The organism is Longimicrobiales bacterium (genome assembly GCA_029245345.1).
Lineage (GTDB): Bacteria > Gemmatimonadota > Gemmatimonadetes > Longimicrobiales > Gaopeijiaceae > CALFPJ01.
This window is the reverse complement of sequence record JAQWPM010000019.1, coordinates 161,574-179,500: the sequence shown is the minus strand read 5'-3', so window position 1 is coordinate 179,500 and position 17,927 is coordinate 161,574. Positions and strand designations below refer to the sequence as shown.

General features: G+C 61.0%; 17 protein-coding genes. 14 read left to right on the top strand and 3 right to left on the bottom strand.

The genetic code is table 11. The features are described 5' to 3' along the window. Nucleotides 1-344: 344 nt before the first annotated feature. The 10 genes from secD to P8L30_10755 all read left to right on the top strand — a co-directional run bounded on the left by secD (nt 345) and on the right by P8L30_10755 (nt 11,288). Entirely contained in the window at nt 345-1,988 is a 1,644-nt protein-coding gene (gene secD, locus P8L30_10800) for a protein translocase subunit SecD (GenBank protein MDG2240681.1), read from the top strand. Nucleotides 1,989-2,000: 12 nt separating this feature from the next. Next, nucleotides 2,001-2,957 carry a protein translocase subunit SecF gene (gene secF, locus P8L30_10795; protein ID MDG2240680.1) on the top strand — a complete coding sequence of 319 codons (957 nt, stop codon included), beginning with the start codon at nt 2,001-2,003 and terminating at the stop codon, nt 2,955-2,957. Nucleotides 2,958-3,001: 44 nt separating this feature from the next. After that, nucleotides 3,002-3,781, top strand: coding sequence for a TatD family hydrolase (locus tag P8L30_10790; GenBank protein MDG2240679.1), 780 nt, complete (start codon nt 3,002-3,004; stop codon nt 3,779-3,781). Nucleotides 3,782-3,826: 45 nt separating this feature from the next. Then, nucleotides 3,827-5,626 (top strand): DNA mismatch repair endonuclease MutL, encoded by a 1,800-nt coding sequence (mutL, locus tag P8L30_10785; protein MDG2240678.1) that lies wholly within the window; start codon nt 3,827-3,829, stop codon nt 5,624-5,626. 1 nt (nt 5,627) lies between these two features. Next, a complete protein-coding gene (gene miaA, locus P8L30_10780; GenBank protein MDG2240677.1) occupies nt 5,628-6,614 on the top strand; it encodes a tRNA (adenosine(37)-N6)-dimethylallyltransferase MiaA in 987 nt (328 codons plus the stop codon). Then, a complete protein-coding gene (gene bshA, locus P8L30_10775) occupies nt 6,611-7,747 on the top strand; it encodes an N-acetyl-alpha-D-glucosaminyl L-malate synthase BshA (protein MDG2240676.1) in 1,137 nt (378 codons plus the stop codon). The genes miaA and bshA overlap by 4 nt, the downstream gene beginning before the upstream one ends. Next, complete coding sequence (locus tag P8L30_10770; GenBank protein MDG2240675.1) at nt 7,744-8,526, top strand: undecaprenyl-diphosphate phosphatase; 783 nt, start codon at nt 7,744-7,746, stop codon at nt 8,524-8,526. Before bshA ends, P8L30_10770 begins: the two co-directional genes overlap by 4 nt. 29 nt (nt 8,527-8,555) lie before the next feature. Then, complete coding sequence (locus tag P8L30_10765; GenBank protein ID MDG2240674.1) at nt 8,556-9,332, top strand: biotin--[acetyl-CoA-carboxylase] ligase; 777 nt, start codon at nt 8,556-8,558, stop codon at nt 9,330-9,332. A gap of 34 nt (nt 9,333-9,366) precedes the next feature. Next, entirely contained in the window at nt 9,367-10,146 is a 780-nt protein-coding gene (locus P8L30_10760) for a type III pantothenate kinase (GenBank protein MDG2240673.1), read from the top strand. Between the two features lie 65 nt (nt 10,147-10,211). Then, entirely contained in the window at nt 10,212-11,288 is a 1,077-nt protein-coding gene (locus P8L30_10755) for a polyprenyl synthetase family protein (GenBank protein ID MDG2240672.1), read from the top strand. Nucleotides 11,289-11,329: 41 nt separating this feature from the next. Here the strand turns inward: P8L30_10755 and P8L30_10750 are convergent, their stop codons facing one another. Further along, nucleotides 11,330-11,533 carry a hypothetical protein gene (locus P8L30_10750; GenBank protein MDG2240671.1) on the bottom strand — a complete coding sequence of 68 codons (204 nt, stop codon included), beginning with the start codon at nt 11,531-11,533 and terminating at the stop codon, nt 11,330-11,332. A 286-nt stretch (nt 11,534-11,819) separates the two neighbouring features. On the opposite strand from P8L30_10750, the gene P8L30_10745 reads away from it, so the two are divergent. The 4 genes from P8L30_10745 to P8L30_10730 all read left to right on the top strand — a co-directional run bounded on the left by P8L30_10745 (nt 11,820) and on the right by P8L30_10730 (nt 14,458). After that, nucleotides 11,820-12,089 (top strand): hypothetical protein, encoded by a 270-nt coding sequence (locus P8L30_10745; GenBank protein MDG2240670.1) that lies wholly within the window; start codon nt 11,820-11,822, stop codon nt 12,087-12,089. Nucleotides 12,090-12,206: 117 nt separating this feature from the next. Further along, a complete protein-coding gene (locus P8L30_10740; protein ID MDG2240669.1) occupies nt 12,207-12,671 on the top strand; it encodes a hypothetical protein in 465 nt (154 codons plus the stop codon). A 319-nt stretch (nt 12,672-12,990) separates the two neighbouring features. Beyond that, nucleotides 12,991-13,197: a cold-shock protein gene (locus P8L30_10735; protein MDG2240668.1), complete on the top strand. Its 207-nt coding sequence runs from the start codon at nt 12,991-12,993 to the stop codon at nt 13,195-13,197. 127 nt (nt 13,198-13,324) lie between these two features. After that, complete coding sequence (locus P8L30_10730; protein ID MDG2240667.1) at nt 13,325-14,458, top strand: VCBS repeat-containing protein; 1,134 nt, start codon at nt 13,325-13,327, stop codon at nt 14,456-14,458. Between the two features lie 94 nt (nt 14,459-14,552). Here the strand turns inward: P8L30_10730 and P8L30_10725 are convergent, their stop codons facing one another. Further along, nucleotides 14,553-14,744, bottom strand: coding sequence for a hypothetical protein (locus tag P8L30_10725; protein ID MDG2240666.1), 192 nt, complete (start codon nt 14,742-14,744; stop codon nt 14,553-14,555). A 173-nt stretch (nt 14,745-14,917) separates the two neighbouring features. Beyond that, entirely contained in the window at nt 14,918-17,494 is a 2,577-nt protein-coding gene (locus tag P8L30_10720; GenBank protein ID MDG2240665.1) for a zinc-dependent metalloprotease, read from the bottom strand. Between the last annotated feature and the right edge of the window lie 433 nt (nt 17,495-17,927).

The following is a 17,927-nucleotide window of genomic DNA, read 5'->3' as shown; positions in this document are numbered from 1 at the left end:
AAGTAGAACTGATCGAGTGGGCAAGCGGGGAGTGGGGCGAACGTGCCTTCCGAGCCCTCTACGGCGCGAACGCCGATATCGAGTCGCCTCAGAGCGGTAACACGGAATGTTCCTTAAAGAGGTGCAGACGCTCTTGTACTTCTAGCGGGCTGTTCGCAGTCCATACGCGCCTCCAAGGCGCGTATGACGTTCGCGGGCAGGTTTGCACGCGTTGAAACGCGGATCTGGCCGATTGACACGTCCGTGGGGCTAGGAGAACTTTACCTGCTGTCGTAAGGCGGTTTAACACAGCACCGCTCGTGGCTCCTCGGGGGGCCATTTTTTCGTCGAACCCACGTTAGTTCATGTTCAAGACGCTCCGAAGTCGGCTGGTGCTCATTGCATTGGTCATCATGATGTCAGGGTGGCAACTCTACTCGAACGGCCTGAAGCTCGGTCTGGACCTCCAGGGCGGGATGCACCTCGCTCTCGAAGTCGACGACCCTGACGGCACCATGACCTCTGCCGCCAAGGCCGACATGATCGATCGGGTTGATCGAATCATTCGGACCCGCATTGACGAACTCGGCGTTGAAGAGCCGCTCATCCAGCAGGTTGGGGGTGACCGCTTGATCGTCGAGCTCGCCGGCTTGTCTGACCAGGATCAGGCCAAGGACATCGTTCAGCGTAACGCGTTCCTCGAGTTCAAACTCGTGGTGGTGTCCTCGGATATGGAGAACGCCTTGACCCGGATGGATCGTGCGATTGTCGCGACCCTCGGCGTGGACTCGATCCGGGCTCTAGGTCGCGACGTCGCAGGTCCGACCAATCAGACGGATCTCGAGGGATTACTCTTCGGGAACACGGCAGACTCAACGAGTGCCGAGAGCGACTCAGCGCAGACGGAAGCGGAAGACGCGGCGCAAGCGGAGTTGGATGCTGCAGACGCGCTGCGACCTTTCTCGTCTCTCCTGAATTTCGGCGACGCTGAAGGGACCTTCCTCATTGCCATCGAGGACGTGCCGGTCGCAGAGATGTTCCTAGGGATCGAGGGCGTCGAGCGCGCCTATCCACGTAACCAAGTACTGCAATGGGGATCCGAACTCGTCGCCCAGGGTGCGAGGACCTACAAGCGCTTGTATGTGCTCGAAGAGGAGGCATTCATCACGGGTGACCTTCTGGAGGATGCAACGGCATCCAGGGACCCGCAGTTCAACCAGTCCCAGGTTCAGTTCGAATTCTCTCGTGCAGGTGGTCGTGTCTTTAGCCAGGTCACCGGGCAGCATGTAAACGACTACCTCGCCATCGTACTCGACGGCGAAGTCATGAGCGCTCCGGTCATCCGTGATCGCATCGGCGCGCGTGGCCAGATCGATATGGGCGCAGGGACTCCTCTTGAGGAAGCGGCTGACTTGGCCCTCGTGCTCCGGGCCGGTGCGCTCCCGGCGAAGATCAACATTATCGAAGAACGCACCGTCGGCCCCTCACTTGGTCAAGACTCGATCGACCAGGGGAAGATTGCCGGAATCGTCGGCCTCGTGATGGTGGTCGTGATCATGCTCTCGTACTACAAGATGGCCGGTCTCCTGGCCATTGCCGCGCTGGGGGTCTACGTGGTCCTCGTCCTGGGAGGGCTCGCCGGTATCGGTACCGGGGCAGTGCTCACGGTGCCGGGTATCGCGGGACTCATCCTGTCCGTCGGCATGGCAGTCGATGCCAACGTTCTGATCTTCGAACGCATTCGTGAGGAACTCGACGAAGGACGCGCAACACGCACGGCTGTCGATGAGGGATTCCAGCACGCAATGTCGGCGATTGTCGACGCCAACATCACCACGCTCATTACGGCTCTGATTCTCATGCAGTTCGGGACGGGCCCGGTTAAGGGCTTCGCAGTGACGCTATCGATCGGAATCGTGGCGTCGTTCTTCTCCGCTCTCTTCGTGACCCGATCCCTCTTCCTGTTCTATCTGAACGGGAAGAAGGCATCGGATCCGATCAGCATCTGACCGACGACAACCATGAGACTCTTTCAAGACAGCGCCTACAAGTTCATCGAAGGGCGCAAGAAGGCCTACGTGGTCTCCGGTGTGATCATCGCCCTGGGGATTGCCGCGATGATCCTCAACGTGGCTACGATTGGCAGTTGGCAGAACTACGGGGTCGATTTCACCGGCGGTTCGCTGATCCAGGTGAGATTCGACGAACCGATCACGGACGCAGCGCTACGAGCTGCGCTTGGTGGTGCTGAGGCGCCCCCGGTAACCCGGTTCGGTACGGAGAACGAATACGTGATTCGGGCCCCGATCGATGACGATTCGTCGATCAATGAGGTTGCGGAGGCGGTGGAAGTTCAAATCTCCGCCGTGTACCCTTCCGGGACCTTCGAAGTCGTTCGTACGGAACTGGTCGGTGCGAAGGTCGGTGGTGAGCTCCAGGTCAAGGCCCTGTACGCGATCCTCTTCTCGTTCCTGCTGACGTTGCTGTATCTCGCGTTCCGTTTCGAGATGCGCTTCGGAATGGCCGCGGTGATCGCGACGGCGCACGATTTGCTGGTCACGCTTGGGTTCCTGGCTGTGTTTAAGGTCGAAATCGCGCTGCCGACCGTGGCGGCGATCCTGACTATTGTCGGGTATTCGCTCAACGACACGATCGTCGTGTTCGACCGTGTCCGCGAGAACCTGCAGAAGAAGGGGGCGCGCAAGCGCGACCCGATCGATCTCGTGAATGGCTCGATCAATGAGACGTTGCCGCGTACGGTTCTGACGTCGGGAACAACTTTGGCGGTGCTTATGGCGCTGCTGATCCTCGGTGGTCCCGTCCTGTTCGACTTCACGCTCGTTCTGATCCTAGGTGTCGTGATCGGTACCTATTCGTCGGTCTTCGTTGCATCTCCGGCGCTGGTCGAAATTCAGAAGAGGTTCGGTACAGGACAGTCGAGTGAGAAGAAAACGAAGATCGAGCCCGCCACGGTTTAGTACCGCCCAGCTAAGACTCAGACCGCGCCGCGCGAGCGGCAGCAGTGAGGGGGAGCCTCATCGAGCTCTTCGACAGCCACTGTCATCTTACCGACACCGCCTTCCGGCAGGACCGGGAGGCGGTGTTGCGTAGGGCCTCTGAGGCAGGGGTGACCCGCTTCGTGTCGATTGCTTCGAATGTGAGTGATGCCCAAGCAGCCGTCGATTTCGTCGCAGACGTCGATGGCGCGTGGTGCACGGCAGGTGTCCACCCGCACGAGGCCGGGGAGGCCGCTCCCGATGCCGTAGACGCCGTCCGTGAACTCGCTCGTCATGACGAGGTGGTCGCGATCGGTGAGACGGGCCTCGACTTCTTCTATGACAACGCTCCACGAGATGTGCAGCGAGGACTCTTCGACGCACACTTGGCGCTTGGCGCGGAGTTGAATCTTCCTGTGGTTGTACACGCGCGGGCCGCTGACGAAGAAGTGGCTGCCGCTCTTCGAGGAATGCCGCCCGGTACCATGGGCGTATTGCATTGTTTCACCGGGGGCGAGAAGGCCTTCTCGGAAGCGATGGCGTGCGACTGGTACGTCTCCTTTTCCGGAATCGCCTCATTCAAGAGCTTTGAGCCTGTGGATCTGCTGCGCCAAGTTCCGGACGATCGGTTGCTGATTGAGACGGACTCACCCTACCTGGCTCCCGTACCTCTTCGAGGTAAGCGGAATGAGCCTGCCTTCGTGGCACATGTGGCCGAGGCCGTGGCGCGTCATCTCGATCTCAGCGTGGGGGAGGTTGCGCGACGCACTTCCGAGAACGCCTGCCGCTTCTATTCTGTATCCTGATGCTCGCATCCCGTAACATCCTTCCGGCGCTTTGTAGATTCACGCATGGCTAGACGCATTCAAATCCTTCCGGACGTCGTGGCGAATCAAATCGCTGCGGGTGAGGTCGTTGAACGGCCTGCGTCGGTCGTGAAGGAATTGGTCGAGAACGCACTCGACGCACGAGCAACCAAGGTCGACGTCGCAGTGGAGCGGGGGGGCAAACGCCGTATCCGCGTAAGCGACGACGGCGTAGGCATGGGCCGGGAAGACGCGCTGTTGAGTCTGGATCGGCACGCGACTAGCAAGATCTCCCACGCCGATGACCTGAAGGGTATTCGGACGTTTGGGTTTCGTGGGGAAGCTCTGCCCTCGATTGCCGCGGTGTCTCGTTTGACCCTCGACACCAAGGACACCGATGACGAGGTGGGCACACGGGTCAGCGTGAACGGCGGACAAATCTCGTCCGTGGCGGACTTGCCCCGGCAGCGCGGGACTACAATCGAAGTTCGGAATCTGTTCTTCAATGCTCCCGTCCGCGCTAAATTTCTGAAGGCGGTGTCCGCCGAGACCCGTGCGGTAAGTGAAGCGGTCACTGCGCTGGCGTTAGCGAATCCACGGGTCGGATTTGTACTCACGTCGGACGAACGCACCCTGCTGGAACTCCCCGCAGCGAAGGACGCCGCGGGCCGTGTGTCACAACTATGGGGCCCGGAGGAAGCCGGTACCCTGATCCTCGCTACGGGTGAGGAGAACGGAATGGAGTTGAAGGGGCTCGTACAGCGGCCAGACGCGGCCAAGCCAGGTATGCGACGCAGCTTCTTGTTCGTGAACGGGAGACCGTTCCGGGCGCCCCAGATCGTGCAGGCTGCGGAACGTGGATATCGCACCACGATCCCTCACGGTGTGAGACCCTGGATCTTCTTCTATCTCCACGTCCCAGATGGGTCTGTTGATGTGAACGTACATCCAGCGAAGGCAGAGGTACGCTTCCGGGATTGGCCGCGCGTGGAAGAGCTGGTGGAGATCGCGGTACGGAAGGCGCTGGACGCCGAGCACAGTTCCGCGACGTTCGACACACAATTGGCAGCTCCGAGTCTCGCTGTGAGGGAACGGGGTGACACGCCCCCACCGCCGGCTCCGGACCCCGACGACCAGATGGCGTTGTTCGTATCGGGCGGTGCTCCGAAAGCGGTGCAACCGCGCGGTGACAGCTCTTCGGGCGGTGCTGAGAGATCCGATTCGCTCACGGAGCGACTGGGCTCCTACACTCCGGTGGATCCCGTCGGCGCCTCGCGTCCGCGGCTCTGGCAGGTTCTCAATACATACATCCTTGCCGAGACCCGCGACGGAATCTTGATCGTAGATCAGCACTCGGCGCATGAGCGAGTGCTCTTCCAGCAGTTGATGGACGCCTACGACCGGGGCGGCCAGGACGGCCAGCGACTTCTCTTTCCGTTGACCATCAGATTGACTCCGCTCGAACTCGAACAGGTGGTAGACCTCAAGGGGCTCCTTGAGCGCTCTGGCTTCGAGGTCGAACCGTTTGGTGGAGACACGGTGATCGTCCATGCGGTGCCGAACCCGCATCGCTACTTCGATGGGGAACGTGCCTTTCGGGAAATGATCGACGAACTGACCAACGGGTCAGAGTTGGTGCGCTCGGCGAAGAACCAACACGAGCGGATCGCGATGACCTTCGCCTGCAAGGGTGCAATCAAAGCCGGGCAGAAGCTCTCAGCCGGCGAAATGCAGGAACTCTTCGATCAGCTCTTCGCGACCGAATTGCCGCACCACGATGTGCACGGACGCCCTACTCTCGTGCGGCTCTCTGGGGCGGAGTTGGCCCGAAAGTTCGGCCGCTGAAGTGAAAGGAGAGACGCCGACCTTCCTGGCCATCGTCGGGCCCACTGCATCGGGTAAGACGCAGCTGTCCATGGCCGTGGCGGCGCGGATGCCCGTTGAAATCATCTCGATGGACTCGCGTCAGGTATATCGCGGCATGGATGTGGGGACAGACAAGGTGACTGCAGAGGCTCGCGCCCTGGTCCCTCACCACTGCCTCGACCTCATCGATCCCGACCAACGGTATTCCGCGGGCCGGTTCGCCCGTGATGTTCGGCGGTGGGTCGGAGAAATCCGGGGACGGGGCAGGCTCCCGTTGCTCGTCGGCGGCACCGGTTTCTTTCTCAAGTCCGTGATGGAGCCGATCTTCGCCGAGCCACCCTTGAATGAGGCCCGACTGCAGGCCCTGCGGAGTTATATGGCCCAGATGGATGTGGAGACCCTCGCACTCTGGGTTCACCGGCTTGACCCTGTTCGGGCGGAACTCGCGGTGCAGGGTGGGCCACGACGTATGACCCGTACCATCGAGGTAGCGCTGCTTACGGGACGTCCTCTGTCGTGGTGGCACCGCGAGGCGCCTACGGAGGCAGACCCGTTGAATGGGTTTGTGGTCGTTCTGGATGTGCCTCGGGACGAGATGGATCGGCGAATCGATGCTCGTGTTGAGAGCATGGTGGAACGGGGGTTACTCGAGGAGGTACGCAGCTTGCTGGATGCAGGCTACGGGATGGACGATCCTGGTATGACCGGTACAGGTTATCGGCAAATCGCACGCCACTTGGAAGGTGAGATGACGCTCGACGAGGCCCTAAGTGAGGTCCGGCAGGCCACTCGCCGCTACGCGCGGCGACAGATCACTTGGTACCGACATCAACTGCCCACCTCCGTCCCTCATATCGACGCGATGCGGCCGGTCCAAGAGCAGCTGTCGTCCGTACTTTTAGGGTGGAGTGCAGCAGGGGGCTCGTTGCCCGGGTCACGATCCCTGTCCTTGGGAGCCACACCATGAAAATCGGAATCACCTGTTATCCGACGTACGGCGGATCCGGTGCTGTAGCTACCGAGTTGGGTCTCCTTCTCGCAGAGAGGGGGCACGAGGTCCACTTCGTGTCGTATGCTCTGCCGTTCAGGCTCAACAAGTTCCGCGAGCGGGTCTTCTTCCATGAAGTAGAGATGGAGGACTACCCCCTCTTCGAGCACCCACCGTATTCGTTGGCCTTGGCTGTCGCCCTCCATGACACTGCCAAGAAGCACGAACTGGACCTCGTCCATGTACACTATGCGATTCCGCATGCTACGTCGGCCTGGATCGCCCAGGAAATGCTCGCTCAAGAGCGCGATCTCAAGATTCTGACGACGCTGCACGGGACCGATATCACCCTGGTGGGTCTGCATCCGTCATTCCACGCGATCACCCGGTTTTCGATTCTTCGTTCTCACGGGCTCACTGCGGTGTCCGAGTTCCTGAAGCGTGAGACCGTTCGTGATTTCACTGTCCCGGAGGACCGTATCGAAGTGATTCCGAACTTCATCGATACGAAGGTGTTTCGACCGGGCCTGGAGCCCTGCCACAGGGCTACACTCGCGCCCGACGGCGAGAAAATTGTCATGCACATTTCCAACTTTCGGTCTGTGAAGCGCGTCGAGGACGTGGTCGCCACGTTCGCTCGCTTGAATGACAAGGTGCCGTCGCGCCTCGTACTGGTCGGAGATGGCCCGGATCGACTCAGGGCGCTCATGAAGGCGGAGGAACTGGGTGTTCGTGATCAGGTTCTCTTCTTGGGGAAACACACCTCCGTGCATGAGTTGTTGTCATGCGCCGACCTCTTTTTGCTCCCTTCAGAGAGCGAGTCGTTTGGCTTGGCCGCTCTGGAGGCCATGGCATGTGGGACTCCGGTAGTGGCATCGAACGCGGGTGGGATCCCAGAGGTCGTTGTGGACGGGGAAACCGGATATTTGTTGGACATCGGAGACATCGATGGCATGGCCGATGCCGGGACCCGGATCCTAGAGGATGAGGATCATTGGCAAAGACTGTCGGAGGGCGCCCGTGCCATGGCGGTTGAACGCTTCTCTGCGGCCCGCGTGGTGCCACAGTACGAGGCATACTACGACCGAGTGGTCAACGGCGGTGGCGAGTGACGATCTGGGAGGCCGTCTTTCTCGGATTCGTCCAGGGGGCCACCGAGTTCCTTCCCGTGTCGAGTTCGGGACACCTGGTCATCGCGCAGACCCTGATGGGGATCGACATGACCGGCGTCGTGTTTGAGGTCGCGGTTCATGTCGCGACTCTCGTGTCGATCCTATGGGTGTACCGAGAGCGTGTGTTGGCTCTTGTGTCCGGGATCTTTGCGAAGGACGGCAAGACCTACGAGTACGTCGGATTGCTGATGGTCGCGACACTCCCAGCCGGCCTGGCTGGTGTCTTTGCGAAGGACTGGATCGAGGGGCTCTTCGAGAACCCCATGGCGCCCGGGATCGCTCTTTTGGTAACCGGGGTCGTTTTGTGGTCGAGTCGGGGCCCCATTGAACGCGCGGCCCTCGCTCGGCCAGGCTGGACCGCTGCCTTGGCGATTGGGGTTGCGCAGGCATTCGCGTTGGTGCCCGGTATTTCCCGTTCGGGGTCCACAGTGGTTGTCGCACTGTGGCTCGGTGTCGCATCGGAGGAGGCAGCCGCGTTTTCCTTTCTGATGGCGGTTCCCGCGATTGCTGGAGCGGCTGTGTTGCAATTCGGAGGATTGGGCGGGGGCGGGGGACCAAGCTCGGCTGCTCTCCTGGCCGGTGGTGTCACGGCCGCGCTTACCGGCGTCTTCGCCATCAAGACATTCGTGGCCATGCTCAGCAAGAAATCTTTCTATCTTTTCGCTCCCTATTGCTGGGTCGCGGGAGCCGGGTTCCTGACCTTCCTATGGGTACGCTGAGCCTGCTCGCCTAGCAGATGCATCCGATGATGACGGAGTGGGAGGGGGCCCCGTTGCATACATGGGCCGCGGCATGGGGCGTCCCTCAATTGCTTGTGTGGGACCGGGTCACATCCACGAATGACGTACTCCTCGGCTGTGCCTCTGAAGGGGCTCCCGTACATACCGTCGTGATTGCGGATGAACAATCTGAAGGAAGGGGCCGCCGGGGGGCTGATTGGTTTTCTCCGTCGCAGGGCGGCCTGTGGATTTCTTTCCTCGCGTGTCCGGGGCCCGAGAGTGCTCCCGTGCTCCCACTCCTGAGTGGGATTGCCGCGGCCCGCGCCATTGAACAGTCAGTATTGGGGTGGCGCGGGTCTGCGTCTCGTGTGGGTCTGAAGTGGCCGAACGACCTCATCATCGCGGATCGCAAGGTCGGTGGTGTGCTTTGTGAGGCAGTGGGAGGTCGCGTCGTGATCGGGATCGGGATCAATGTGAGGGCGACAGTCCAGGACCTGCCCCCGGAAATTGCTGACCGTGCGGGTGCCGTTGAAGAGTTCGCAGTGACACCGGTGCGTCATTCGGCACTGGCAGGGGCGCTTGTTAGGGAGCTGGCAGGGCTCACCGAGACTGCGGGCCGTATGATCGGGGTGACCGAACTGGCTGAACTCCGGGACCGCGATGTTCTTTCCGGGCGTCGCGTGATCACGGAACAAGCCGGTGAAGGAGTGGCTATCGAGATCAGTCCGGAAGGAATGCTCCTACTGGAGCGGCCGGACGGCTCGCGGGTATCTGTCGTCGCAGGGAGCGTGCGGCCGATATTGTGATTCTTCTGTCGAGATTCTGAGTCTGGAGAGACCGATGCAACTCGTCGTCGACGTAGGTAACACCGAGACCGTTGTTGGTTTGGCATTGAGCCCGACCGACATCGTGAATCATTGGCGTGTATCTTCATCCGTCCCGCGCACTGAGGACGAGATGACCGCGCTCATTCGTGCATTCTTGACCGGCGATGGCGTCGATGAGAACCTCATCACCCAGGGGGTTGTCGGGTCCGTCGTACCGTCGGTGAACCACGTGTGGATGAAGACTCTCGGCAAGATCGTGAGCGGCGACGTGCTTGCGGTCGGTCCGGGGAGCGACCTGCCCATTCGGCTCGACGTTGAAGAGCCGATGTCTGTGGGCGCGGATCGTGTGGTAAATACACTCGCGGCTATGGAGCTCTACCATCGAGACACGATCGCGGTCGATCTCGGGACCGCCACCACCTTCGACTGCATTACGGGCGAGGGCGTCTTCAAGGGTGGGGTGATTTCCCCGGGGCTGAATGCCGGCATGGACTGGTTGGCCGCACGTACCGCCAAGCTGCCCAAGGTCGAACTCCAGCCACCCGGACTAGTAATTGGCCGCCGTACGGATACCTGTATCCAGAGCGGCGTCTTCTATTCGGCGCTCGACGCGGTAGATGGCATCGTGAGGCGGATAAAGAACGAGTGGGGAAGTCCGGATGCTCTAGTCGTAGCCACAGGCGGCTTCGCGAACACGATTGCTCCTCACCTTCAGACTGTCGATGAGACTGAGCCATTCCTGACGCTTTATGGCCTTGCGATGGCGGGTAAACACATTGCCGGTGCTTCCTGAGGACGGCGTGAAGTCGCTAGTTTCCCAGTCTTGGTACCTGTACCCAACACACTGATTCGGTCCCCATGACGCTTTCTCCCGTTTTTCGTTCCCAGGATGCTGTCCTGCTCCTCGCTGGACAGGGCGTTTGGGATCATTTGGCCGGTGATATGGAGGCCCAAGCGAACGCTGTGCGGATGGTCTACGCGGACCTGGAAGGGGTTCTCGGGGAGGAATTCCGCACAGAGGCCGCACACGTGCCGTCCGCGAGTGAAGTCACAACTCCAGAGGGGCTCCACTTTTTGCAGGAGTACTTCTTCTTGATCCTCTTCCGCTCGATCTTCGGGTCCCTCGGTGTGACTCAGGATCGGTTGAAGGCGTACACGGAGCTGAACTTCTGCATCAAGGGCACGATCACGGCCGCAGACAACATCTTCGACGACCAGGAAAAGTCGCTTCTGCCGCTCGCGCCCCACGCTGGGGTTCGCTTTGTGTCCATTCTACAGCTCATGAGCTTTGAGCGGCTGACACGGAAGGTGTTGGACCGGGCACAGGACGCTGCGATCCTCACGGGGGATCAGCGCGATGGTATACAGAAGGGGCTCTTGGACCGCATGGCCTCGATCGGCATCCTAGAAGGCTCCGAAGAGGGAGGGGTCGATGAGATCCCGACACCGGAGGTCATGGTCGAGAAGGTGCATCGGATCCGGGGCGGGTCGCTTTTCGCCTTAGCGTTTGCTGCTCCGAGCGTGCTTGAAACGGGCGACATGGCAGAAAAGATGGCCAAGGCCGAGGTCGCTGTGGCCCAACTCGGTACGGCTTTCCAGATCGTCGACGATCTCACCGATTTCGAATTCGATGTGGGCCGACGGACGCATAACCTCCTCACGTCGCAGATCCATCATCATGGATCGCCTGAGGAAAAGGCTGCGCTTGATCGATTCTGGAACGGTGAAGCCGTTGCAGAGGGTGCTGTCGAGAGCATCTTCCGCCACTCGGCGCGGGCTGTCCTCGAGACCGCGTATGCCGAGGCACGCGCTGCGTTCGCGGGTCTACAGGCGCTAGGTCACTGGTTTGATCCGGCGCTCGCAGACGAGGTCGTACATGCCATTGTCGGGTTAGACGGCGTCGCGCGAATGGAAGCGCTGACTTCCGAGGCGTAGTTCACCCCGAGCCGTGTCATGCGGGGAGCAGGGAGACACGACTAACGCCCCTGGGGCGTCGCGCCGATCAGTGCCGTTACGGTTTCACCGATGTGGACCATCTGCGCCTGTCGCCGGCCCGCCCAGGTAGAGAGCCTCAAGAGGTTCGAGGCCACGGCCGTTGCGCCGAAGAAGGTCATGAGGACCGGAAGGACGAGCGCCGCGCGCCCAAGATCCTTTGGCGCCGAACGTCTCGCGGAGCTCACCAACCAGCACGCCCCATTCCCGGTCTGTCAGTGCACGGGAGAGTGCGATCCAGACGCCTCAGATTCGGCATGAGGCTCGATTTAAGATCCGGTCACCGCCCGGCCAAAGATCTCGTTGAGCTCTTCGTCGCTGTATTTGTGCTCCTCGCTCATACCGACTTCCGGGCAATGTGTATGTTAGAGGCGAACACGGGGCGGCCCCCGGGAGTATGGGAAGATGTTCTATTCTGACTCGGCCGGTAAAGTCTTTCCACCACGCCGGTGAAACAAAAGGCAAGGGAAGGGAATGAGCATCGCAATTCTAATTTTGCTGTTCGCAGTCGTGATCGGCACGACCGGAATGGTCGGGATGTTTGCGTATTTCTTCCACCGCATGAGTCGATTAGAGAGTGGTCGCGGTACGGACGGTCGCTCGGATCACCTCATCCAGCGCGTCGAGGCGATGGAAGAGGAGTTGCTCGCTACCCATAGCGAAATCGTGGCATTGGTCGAGCGGTTGGACTTCACCGAGAAGCTCCTCACGCCGAGTGAGAGCGAATCGGGCACGAGGGATTGAGGAGCGAGCGGGTCTGATGGCAGGTTCTAGTTTTGGCGGGTTCGGCATCGGGGAGGTGCTGTTCATTATGGTGATCGTTCTTCTTCTTTTTTCAGTTCGACGGAGTAACCCAAGGCCATGAAAAGATTCTACTCCAGGTCACTCGGGGCGATTTTATACACCCTGCTGCTACTCGGACTCTCTGCCTGCGTGGCCGGGAGCGGGCGACCGACTGCCGACCCATTCGCTGGAGGCACTGGCGGTGCACGTCCGGAACGTTCTTCCGGACCTGAGTCGCGGACCGTCAAGATCCATGTACGGAATGTAAATTTCATGGACGCCACGCTCTACATCACGGAGCCGGGTCGGCGGCGCATTGGGCGAATTCCCGGAAACGAGACGCGCACCTTCGATGTGTCCTCGGCGGGATTCACGCAGGTACGGTTTCGCGCCGAGCTCTTGGGGGGCACGACCTGCACCACGTGGTACGTGCAAGCGGACGCCGGAGGTGACGTCGACGTCCTCATCGATTCGATGGAGCGACCCCGGCGGCCGAACGGACAAATGTCGCTCTGCGACGCGCAGACACGCCGCCGACGATAGGCGATTCGGGCCTCGCCCGTGAGCGAGGACGGGTCGCTAAGACTCTTCGAGTCGAACCCCTCGGATGGGGCCCGAATGAGAAAGCTCACCTAGGCGTTGCAAGGGCAGGGGAAATGCGCGAAGGTTGGGCGTACAAGAGTCATCAGAGATGAGGCTTGATTTTTGAAAATGACGGCGATGGTCTCGTGTTTCTAGGAGGTCGACGTCGTTTGGATTTGTGACCACGTTGGTCACGCCCGCGCGGGAGTGCCGCGCAATCAGCAGGTCGGTTAGTACGTATTTACGTGATTCCGGCTCGCATCACCAAGGAGCGCACGAAATGCGTACCAAGGGAACCGTTAAGTGGTTTAACGATCAGAAGGGATTTGGCTTCATCACGCCGGAGGACGGAAGCAAGGACTGCTTCGTCCATCACAGCGCGATCCAGGCCGAGGGTTTCAAGACCCTCGCCGAGGGAGCTTCGGTCGAGTTTGATATCGTCGAAGGAGCCAAAGGTCCGGCCGCTGAGAACGTGGTCGCTAGTTAGATCTGGGTTAAGAAGGACAGAAGAGGCGTCCCGCATTGCGCGGGGCGTCTCTTTTTTTGTCCCTACGGTTGCCGGCTTCCCGTTTTCTGCGACATGTTCTGGGATGATCTCTCAACTATGTCCGGCCGTGCGACGCACTAGGATGTGCTGCGCCTTGGCTGCGTGCCTTGTTCTCACTCCTCGCCCGGTCGACGCCCAGACTCGCGCGCTCACGACCAATAATCGGACGATCTTGGGTTCGTCTGAGGATCTGACGGCGGGGGTCACCTTCGTGGACGTTGACGGGGACCAGGACCTTGATGTCATCTACGCCAACGGACGGCACTGGGCCCAACTCAACGAGGTCTACCTGAACAATGGTGTAGGCCAGTTCACTGTGGGTTTCGCGCTGGGTCCGGAAAAGGCGACGACCTACGCAACGCCGGCCGGGGATCTTGACCACGACGGAGATGTCGACGTCGTGGTCGGAAATGATCGAGCCGAGAACTGGGTGTACCTGAATGACGGCCACGGTCGCTTCGAATTGGCGTGGTCTGTGGGTCCGGAGGTTGAACCAACACGGAGCGCGCAGCTCTACGACCTGAACGGCGACGGTTCGCTGGACGTCTTTGTTACCAATCGCGGTACCGCGAACGGGTTCTACCTGAATGACGGGACCGGACACTTCGGCCCCAAAGTGGAGTTTGGTGAGGCCGACGGATCCACGATTGCCGTCGCCATTGGAGATGTCGATGCGGACGGACACCCGGACCTGGTGCTCGCCAACCGTGACGGACAGGCGAACCAGATCCTCATCAACGACGGAAATCTCGGCTTCGACCGAGCCGTGGAGTTCGGCACGGGGAGCGACGAGACCCGCTCCGTGGCACTAGCGGACCTGGACGGGAACGGGACGCTGGATATCGTCGCGGTGAACATTGGTGAGCCGAACGCCACATATATGGGGCGAGGCGACGGGACATTCGCTCCGGGTCTCATGTTTGGTGGGAACGAGCAGACCTACGCGGTCGTGGTCACTGATGTCGATGGCGACGGGGCGCCTGACGTCGTCGTCGGCAACGTCCGGGAACGGAACGCTGTGTACTTCAACGACGGTGCGGGAGGGGTTACGGAAGGGCAGTGGCTCGGCGAGGAACGCGATACGTCCTACGGTATCACGGCAGGTGACCTCAACGGCGACGGGTTTCCCGAGATTGGATCTGCGAACTCCGGGGCCGTAAACCGGATCTTCCTCAACGTGCCCGCTGGGGCGGGGCGCTGACCCCGCCTGAAGCCTAAGGAGTCGGTCCGCCTTCTGGCGACTCCTGTCCTGCGCCGAGAAGATCCTCGGTGAAGTCCACACGCTCGGTCAGGCGCTAGACCTGTCGCTCGAGTTGCCGTATGTGCTCAGCCGTGTCTTCGTCGACGCTGTCGTCGACCCGCTGCAGCTTCGCCCATTCGAGCTTGGAATCGAGTTGGGCCTTGTAAGCCTTCAGGGCGATGATGCCGATACCAATCGCTCCTGAACTGAGAAACAGGGCGAAGGTGCCTGTTCCGTCCCAATCCACTGTGGTGATGCCGCGTGGACCGGGCCAGGATGAGATGCGTCGGGGTCTTATGGCCCCGGAGGAACCTATGGTTCGTACGGGTAGGAGTCCCGCCCGGGTTCCGTCGCCCTGAGACGGGTGGGTTCCGGTCCCGAGTCACCGCTGTTGGCGGGATCGAGACCGGAGTCCCCGATCTAGTTGTTGCCTCTGCCGCCGCTCCGGCTGCTTCCGCCGATCGGGTCACCAGCGGGCATCTGCAGCGTTGGCCCAGGAATCGTGTTTTCGATGCGCGACTGCCAGCGGCGAATATCTGCGGCCACTAGGCGCTCGTGAGGTGTTGCGGAGCCTGCGGCCTCGATTCCAGCGGCGAGCTGATCGATCCGGTCCGCGAGTACCGCGCGCACTTCCGCGGCCGTCTGCGAACGACTGGCCTGCTGCATCATTTTGTCGGCCACGGCCCGCTGTACGGTGTGGAGAACCTGCGCCTGATATTCGTTGCTCGGCGTTGCCACACCCCAGGTCGCGTCCAGCAGCCGGTCCGTGACCTCCTCAAGATCGGGATAGTCACCCTGACTGCCGTAAAGAACGAGTCGAGCCATGCGCTGCGGCTGCAGGATCTCTCCCACTGCGAAGGCCGCCGCGGCACCGGCCGCACCAAGGGGGTCGAAGATGAGTTCGGTGTTGCCCGGGAAGGACTCGCCATCCGCATGCCGATACGCCGGGGGCGGGAGGAGCTCGAGGATGTTGTCGGGCAAGGCGAGGAAGTCCACGCTCAACGTGGACAGGATCGTCTCCAGGGCGTCACGCTGCTCGTCTGCGTCGACGACGGTGAACGGCGTCTGTCCATCACCCTTCAGGGCGTAACGATAATCCGCACCGCCCAGACTCTGGGCTGCGGAGCGGAGCTGGAAGCGGTGGTGCATGTAGAGCGGCAGGAGCACGTACTCGAGGTTCGAAAGCGGCTCGCCGTCTCTGATGGCATCCGGCCCGAAGTTGTCCAGCCCGATGTCACGAATGCGAATCTCGAGTTTAAGGTGGTCAACCAAGTTGGAGCCGTTGTCCCATACGCTGGCGTATTGATGGGCTGCGCCGATGAAGTTGTTGTTCGTGTGGCCCATATAGACGAGCCCTTCCGCGACGCCCTGGTCTGCGATCTCTCGTAGCGCGGCAACCTCGTCCGTCCCCGCCGGAAAGTCTCGGTAGAGCCAGTTCACGCTGAGTTCGTCGTACTTCCCGATGCGTTGTACGTATGCATTCGAGAGGTCGATCTGGCCGTTCCGGTCTATTTGGGCGTATGGCGCCGGATAGTCCATCACACTCTCCCGGCCGTATGCGCTTGCCATGTAGTTGTGCGGGAATCCGATCGTGTGCCCGACCTCATGGGCGGACAGTTGCCGCACCCGTGCGAGGGCCATCTCGACGGCGTCCGACTCGGGAGCCACTTGTGCCAGGTATTCGAAGTTGGGCGCCGCTTCAAACTCGGCACAGGATTCGTAGTACTCACATCCGGACTCCAGCGAACCCGGCATGGCGGACAGGAAATCCTGTTCGGTAATGCCGCCGCCGCTGAAGGGAGGCACCATACCCTGGCCGTGTAGGTAGTCCTGGCGAAGGCGCAGTGAGCCCAAATTGACGACGCCCCGGATGATCTCGCCGGTGCGCGGGTCGGTGATGGTGTTGCCGTAGGAGTAGCCGCGTGTCCGCCGGTGCGTCCAGTGGATCATGTTGTAGCGGACATCTTGAGAATCAATGCCGTCAGGAAGCACTTCGACCTGAAAACCATCGATGAAACCAGCCGCTTCGAATGCGGTGTTCCACCAGCGGGCTCCCTCGATCAGGGCGCTGCGGACGGGCTCTGGAGTACCGGGATCCACGTAGTAGACGATGGGATCGACCGCGGCTGAGCGCTCGGCGATCGGATCCGTCCGCTCGAGGCGATGCCGCGCGACCCAACGGACTCGGAGATCTTCGTCGATCGCCGTCCCGTAATCGGCGATGGTCGGACCCTGCACGCCCACCCGAGGATCTGCGACCCTCGTCTCATAAGCGTTGTCGGGCAGGGCGATGAACGAATGATGCTGCCGGAGCGTGATCGCTCCACCACTCGCAGCGACACTGCGAACTAGAAAACCAGGGTCGCTACTCGTGAACGTGAGCGTCGCCTCCACTTCGATGTTCTCTGGGAACGCACGAGTCGCTGGTAAGTGGATCGCGCTGCGACTGCGATCGAGCGTGAAAGTTCCTTGATTACGCGCGGCGATTTGGTCAGCGATGCCACGAGCATCCCGGAGGAAGAACGAAGTCGCGTCCACCAGCACACGGTCATCGCTCTGAGCTACGATGTCGAAACCCCAATGCACGGACGGCGCGAAGGCGTCACGTACCGCATCCACCTCAGCCGGATTCTCAGAGATCGCGCGGAACCGATAGTTCGGCTCCATGAGAAGAACGCGTGGGCCGATTCGTTTGGCGGACAGGATGTAAGCCCCGCCGAGCTGACCCCGATCGATACCTACCGGGTTGCTGCCCAAGCCTGAGCCCATCGAGATCTGATAGAGGAACTCCGTGTCGAGCTTGTCGATCTCCCAATAGAAGGCACCCGTTCCGTCGTCCCAGTACAGGTTGAAGAAGCCAGTGAAGGCCTGCGTGCCCTCCGTCTTCGATTCGATGGTGGGGAGTTCGTCCTCCTGGGCTGTCGCCTGGGTGGGGGAGAGCGCGAGGGCGGAAACGGCTAGGAGCGCAAAAAGGAGTCGTGGTACGCGGAACGACATGGAGTCACCTCGGTTTGGAGCGGTAAGCGCCCAGGATGGGGGATCTCGCCCCGCGTCGCCAGTGAGGCCGGGTGCTCCGCTTGCCTCACGCCGACTCGGCCGCGTCCCCGGCCCTCTTGAGTTTGTTCGTCGGGGCACCTGTGGGCACGCAGCCTGCCGGATGGGCCCGTGTAATGCCGGCGGCGATGACCCTCGGCATGCTCCACTTCTTTTCGTCCGCCTGTTGGACTCTGCCTGGTGGCCTCCAGCGGAGTAGTGCCTCTACAGACGCTCCTTTGTCAGGCGCGCGGAATCGGGGCTCCCGGGGGATGGGCCGGTCGCCCATCCGGTCGCTTGACACCCCCGCATTCCCGGCGAAGTTATTTCCCTGTTAGCACTCAGATACAATGAGTGCCAACCTGGAAAACCTGCCTATCAATGCCCCATTTCAAGT

What these genes read in the sequence shown, in the direction of transcription:
- secD (MDG2240681.1), top strand. Translation starts at nt 345, where the DNA reads ATGTTCAAGACGCTCCGAAGTCGGCTGGTGCTCATTGCATTGGTCATC.
- secF (MDG2240680.1), top strand. Translation starts at nt 2,001, where the DNA reads ATGAGACTCTTTCAAGACAGCGCCTACAAGTTCATCGAAGGGCGCAAG.
- mutL (MDG2240678.1), top strand. Translation starts at nt 3,827, where the DNA reads ATGGCTAGACGCATTCAAATCCTTCCGGACGTCGTGGCGAATCAAATC.
- bshA (MDG2240676.1), top strand. Translation starts at nt 6,611, where the DNA reads ATGAAAATCGGAATCACCTGTTATCCGACGTACGGCGGATCCGGTGCT.
- P8L30_10765 (MDG2240674.1), top strand. Translation starts at nt 8,556, where the DNA reads ATGACGGAGTGGGAGGGGGCCCCGTTGCATACATGGGCCGCGGCATGG.
- P8L30_10760 (MDG2240673.1), top strand. Translation starts at nt 9,367, where the DNA reads ATGCAACTCGTCGTCGACGTAGGTAACACCGAGACCGTTGTTGGTTTG.
- P8L30_10755 (MDG2240672.1), top strand. Translation starts at nt 10,212, where the DNA reads ATGACGCTTTCTCCCGTTTTTCGTTCCCAGGATGCTGTCCTGCTCCTC.
- P8L30_10745 (MDG2240670.1), top strand. Translation starts at nt 11,820, where the DNA reads ATGAGCATCGCAATTCTAATTTTGCTGTTCGCAGTCGTGATCGGCACG.
- P8L30_10740 (MDG2240669.1), top strand. Translation starts at nt 12,207, where the DNA reads ATGAAAAGATTCTACTCCAGGTCACTCGGGGCGATTTTATACACCCTG.
- P8L30_10735 (MDG2240668.1), top strand. Translation starts at nt 12,991, where the DNA reads ATGCGTACCAAGGGAACCGTTAAGTGGTTTAACGATCAGAAGGGATTT.
- P8L30_10720 (MDG2240665.1), bottom strand. Translation starts at nt 17,494, where the DNA reads ATGTCGTTCCGCGTACCACGACTCCTTTTTGCGCTCCTAGCCGTTTCC.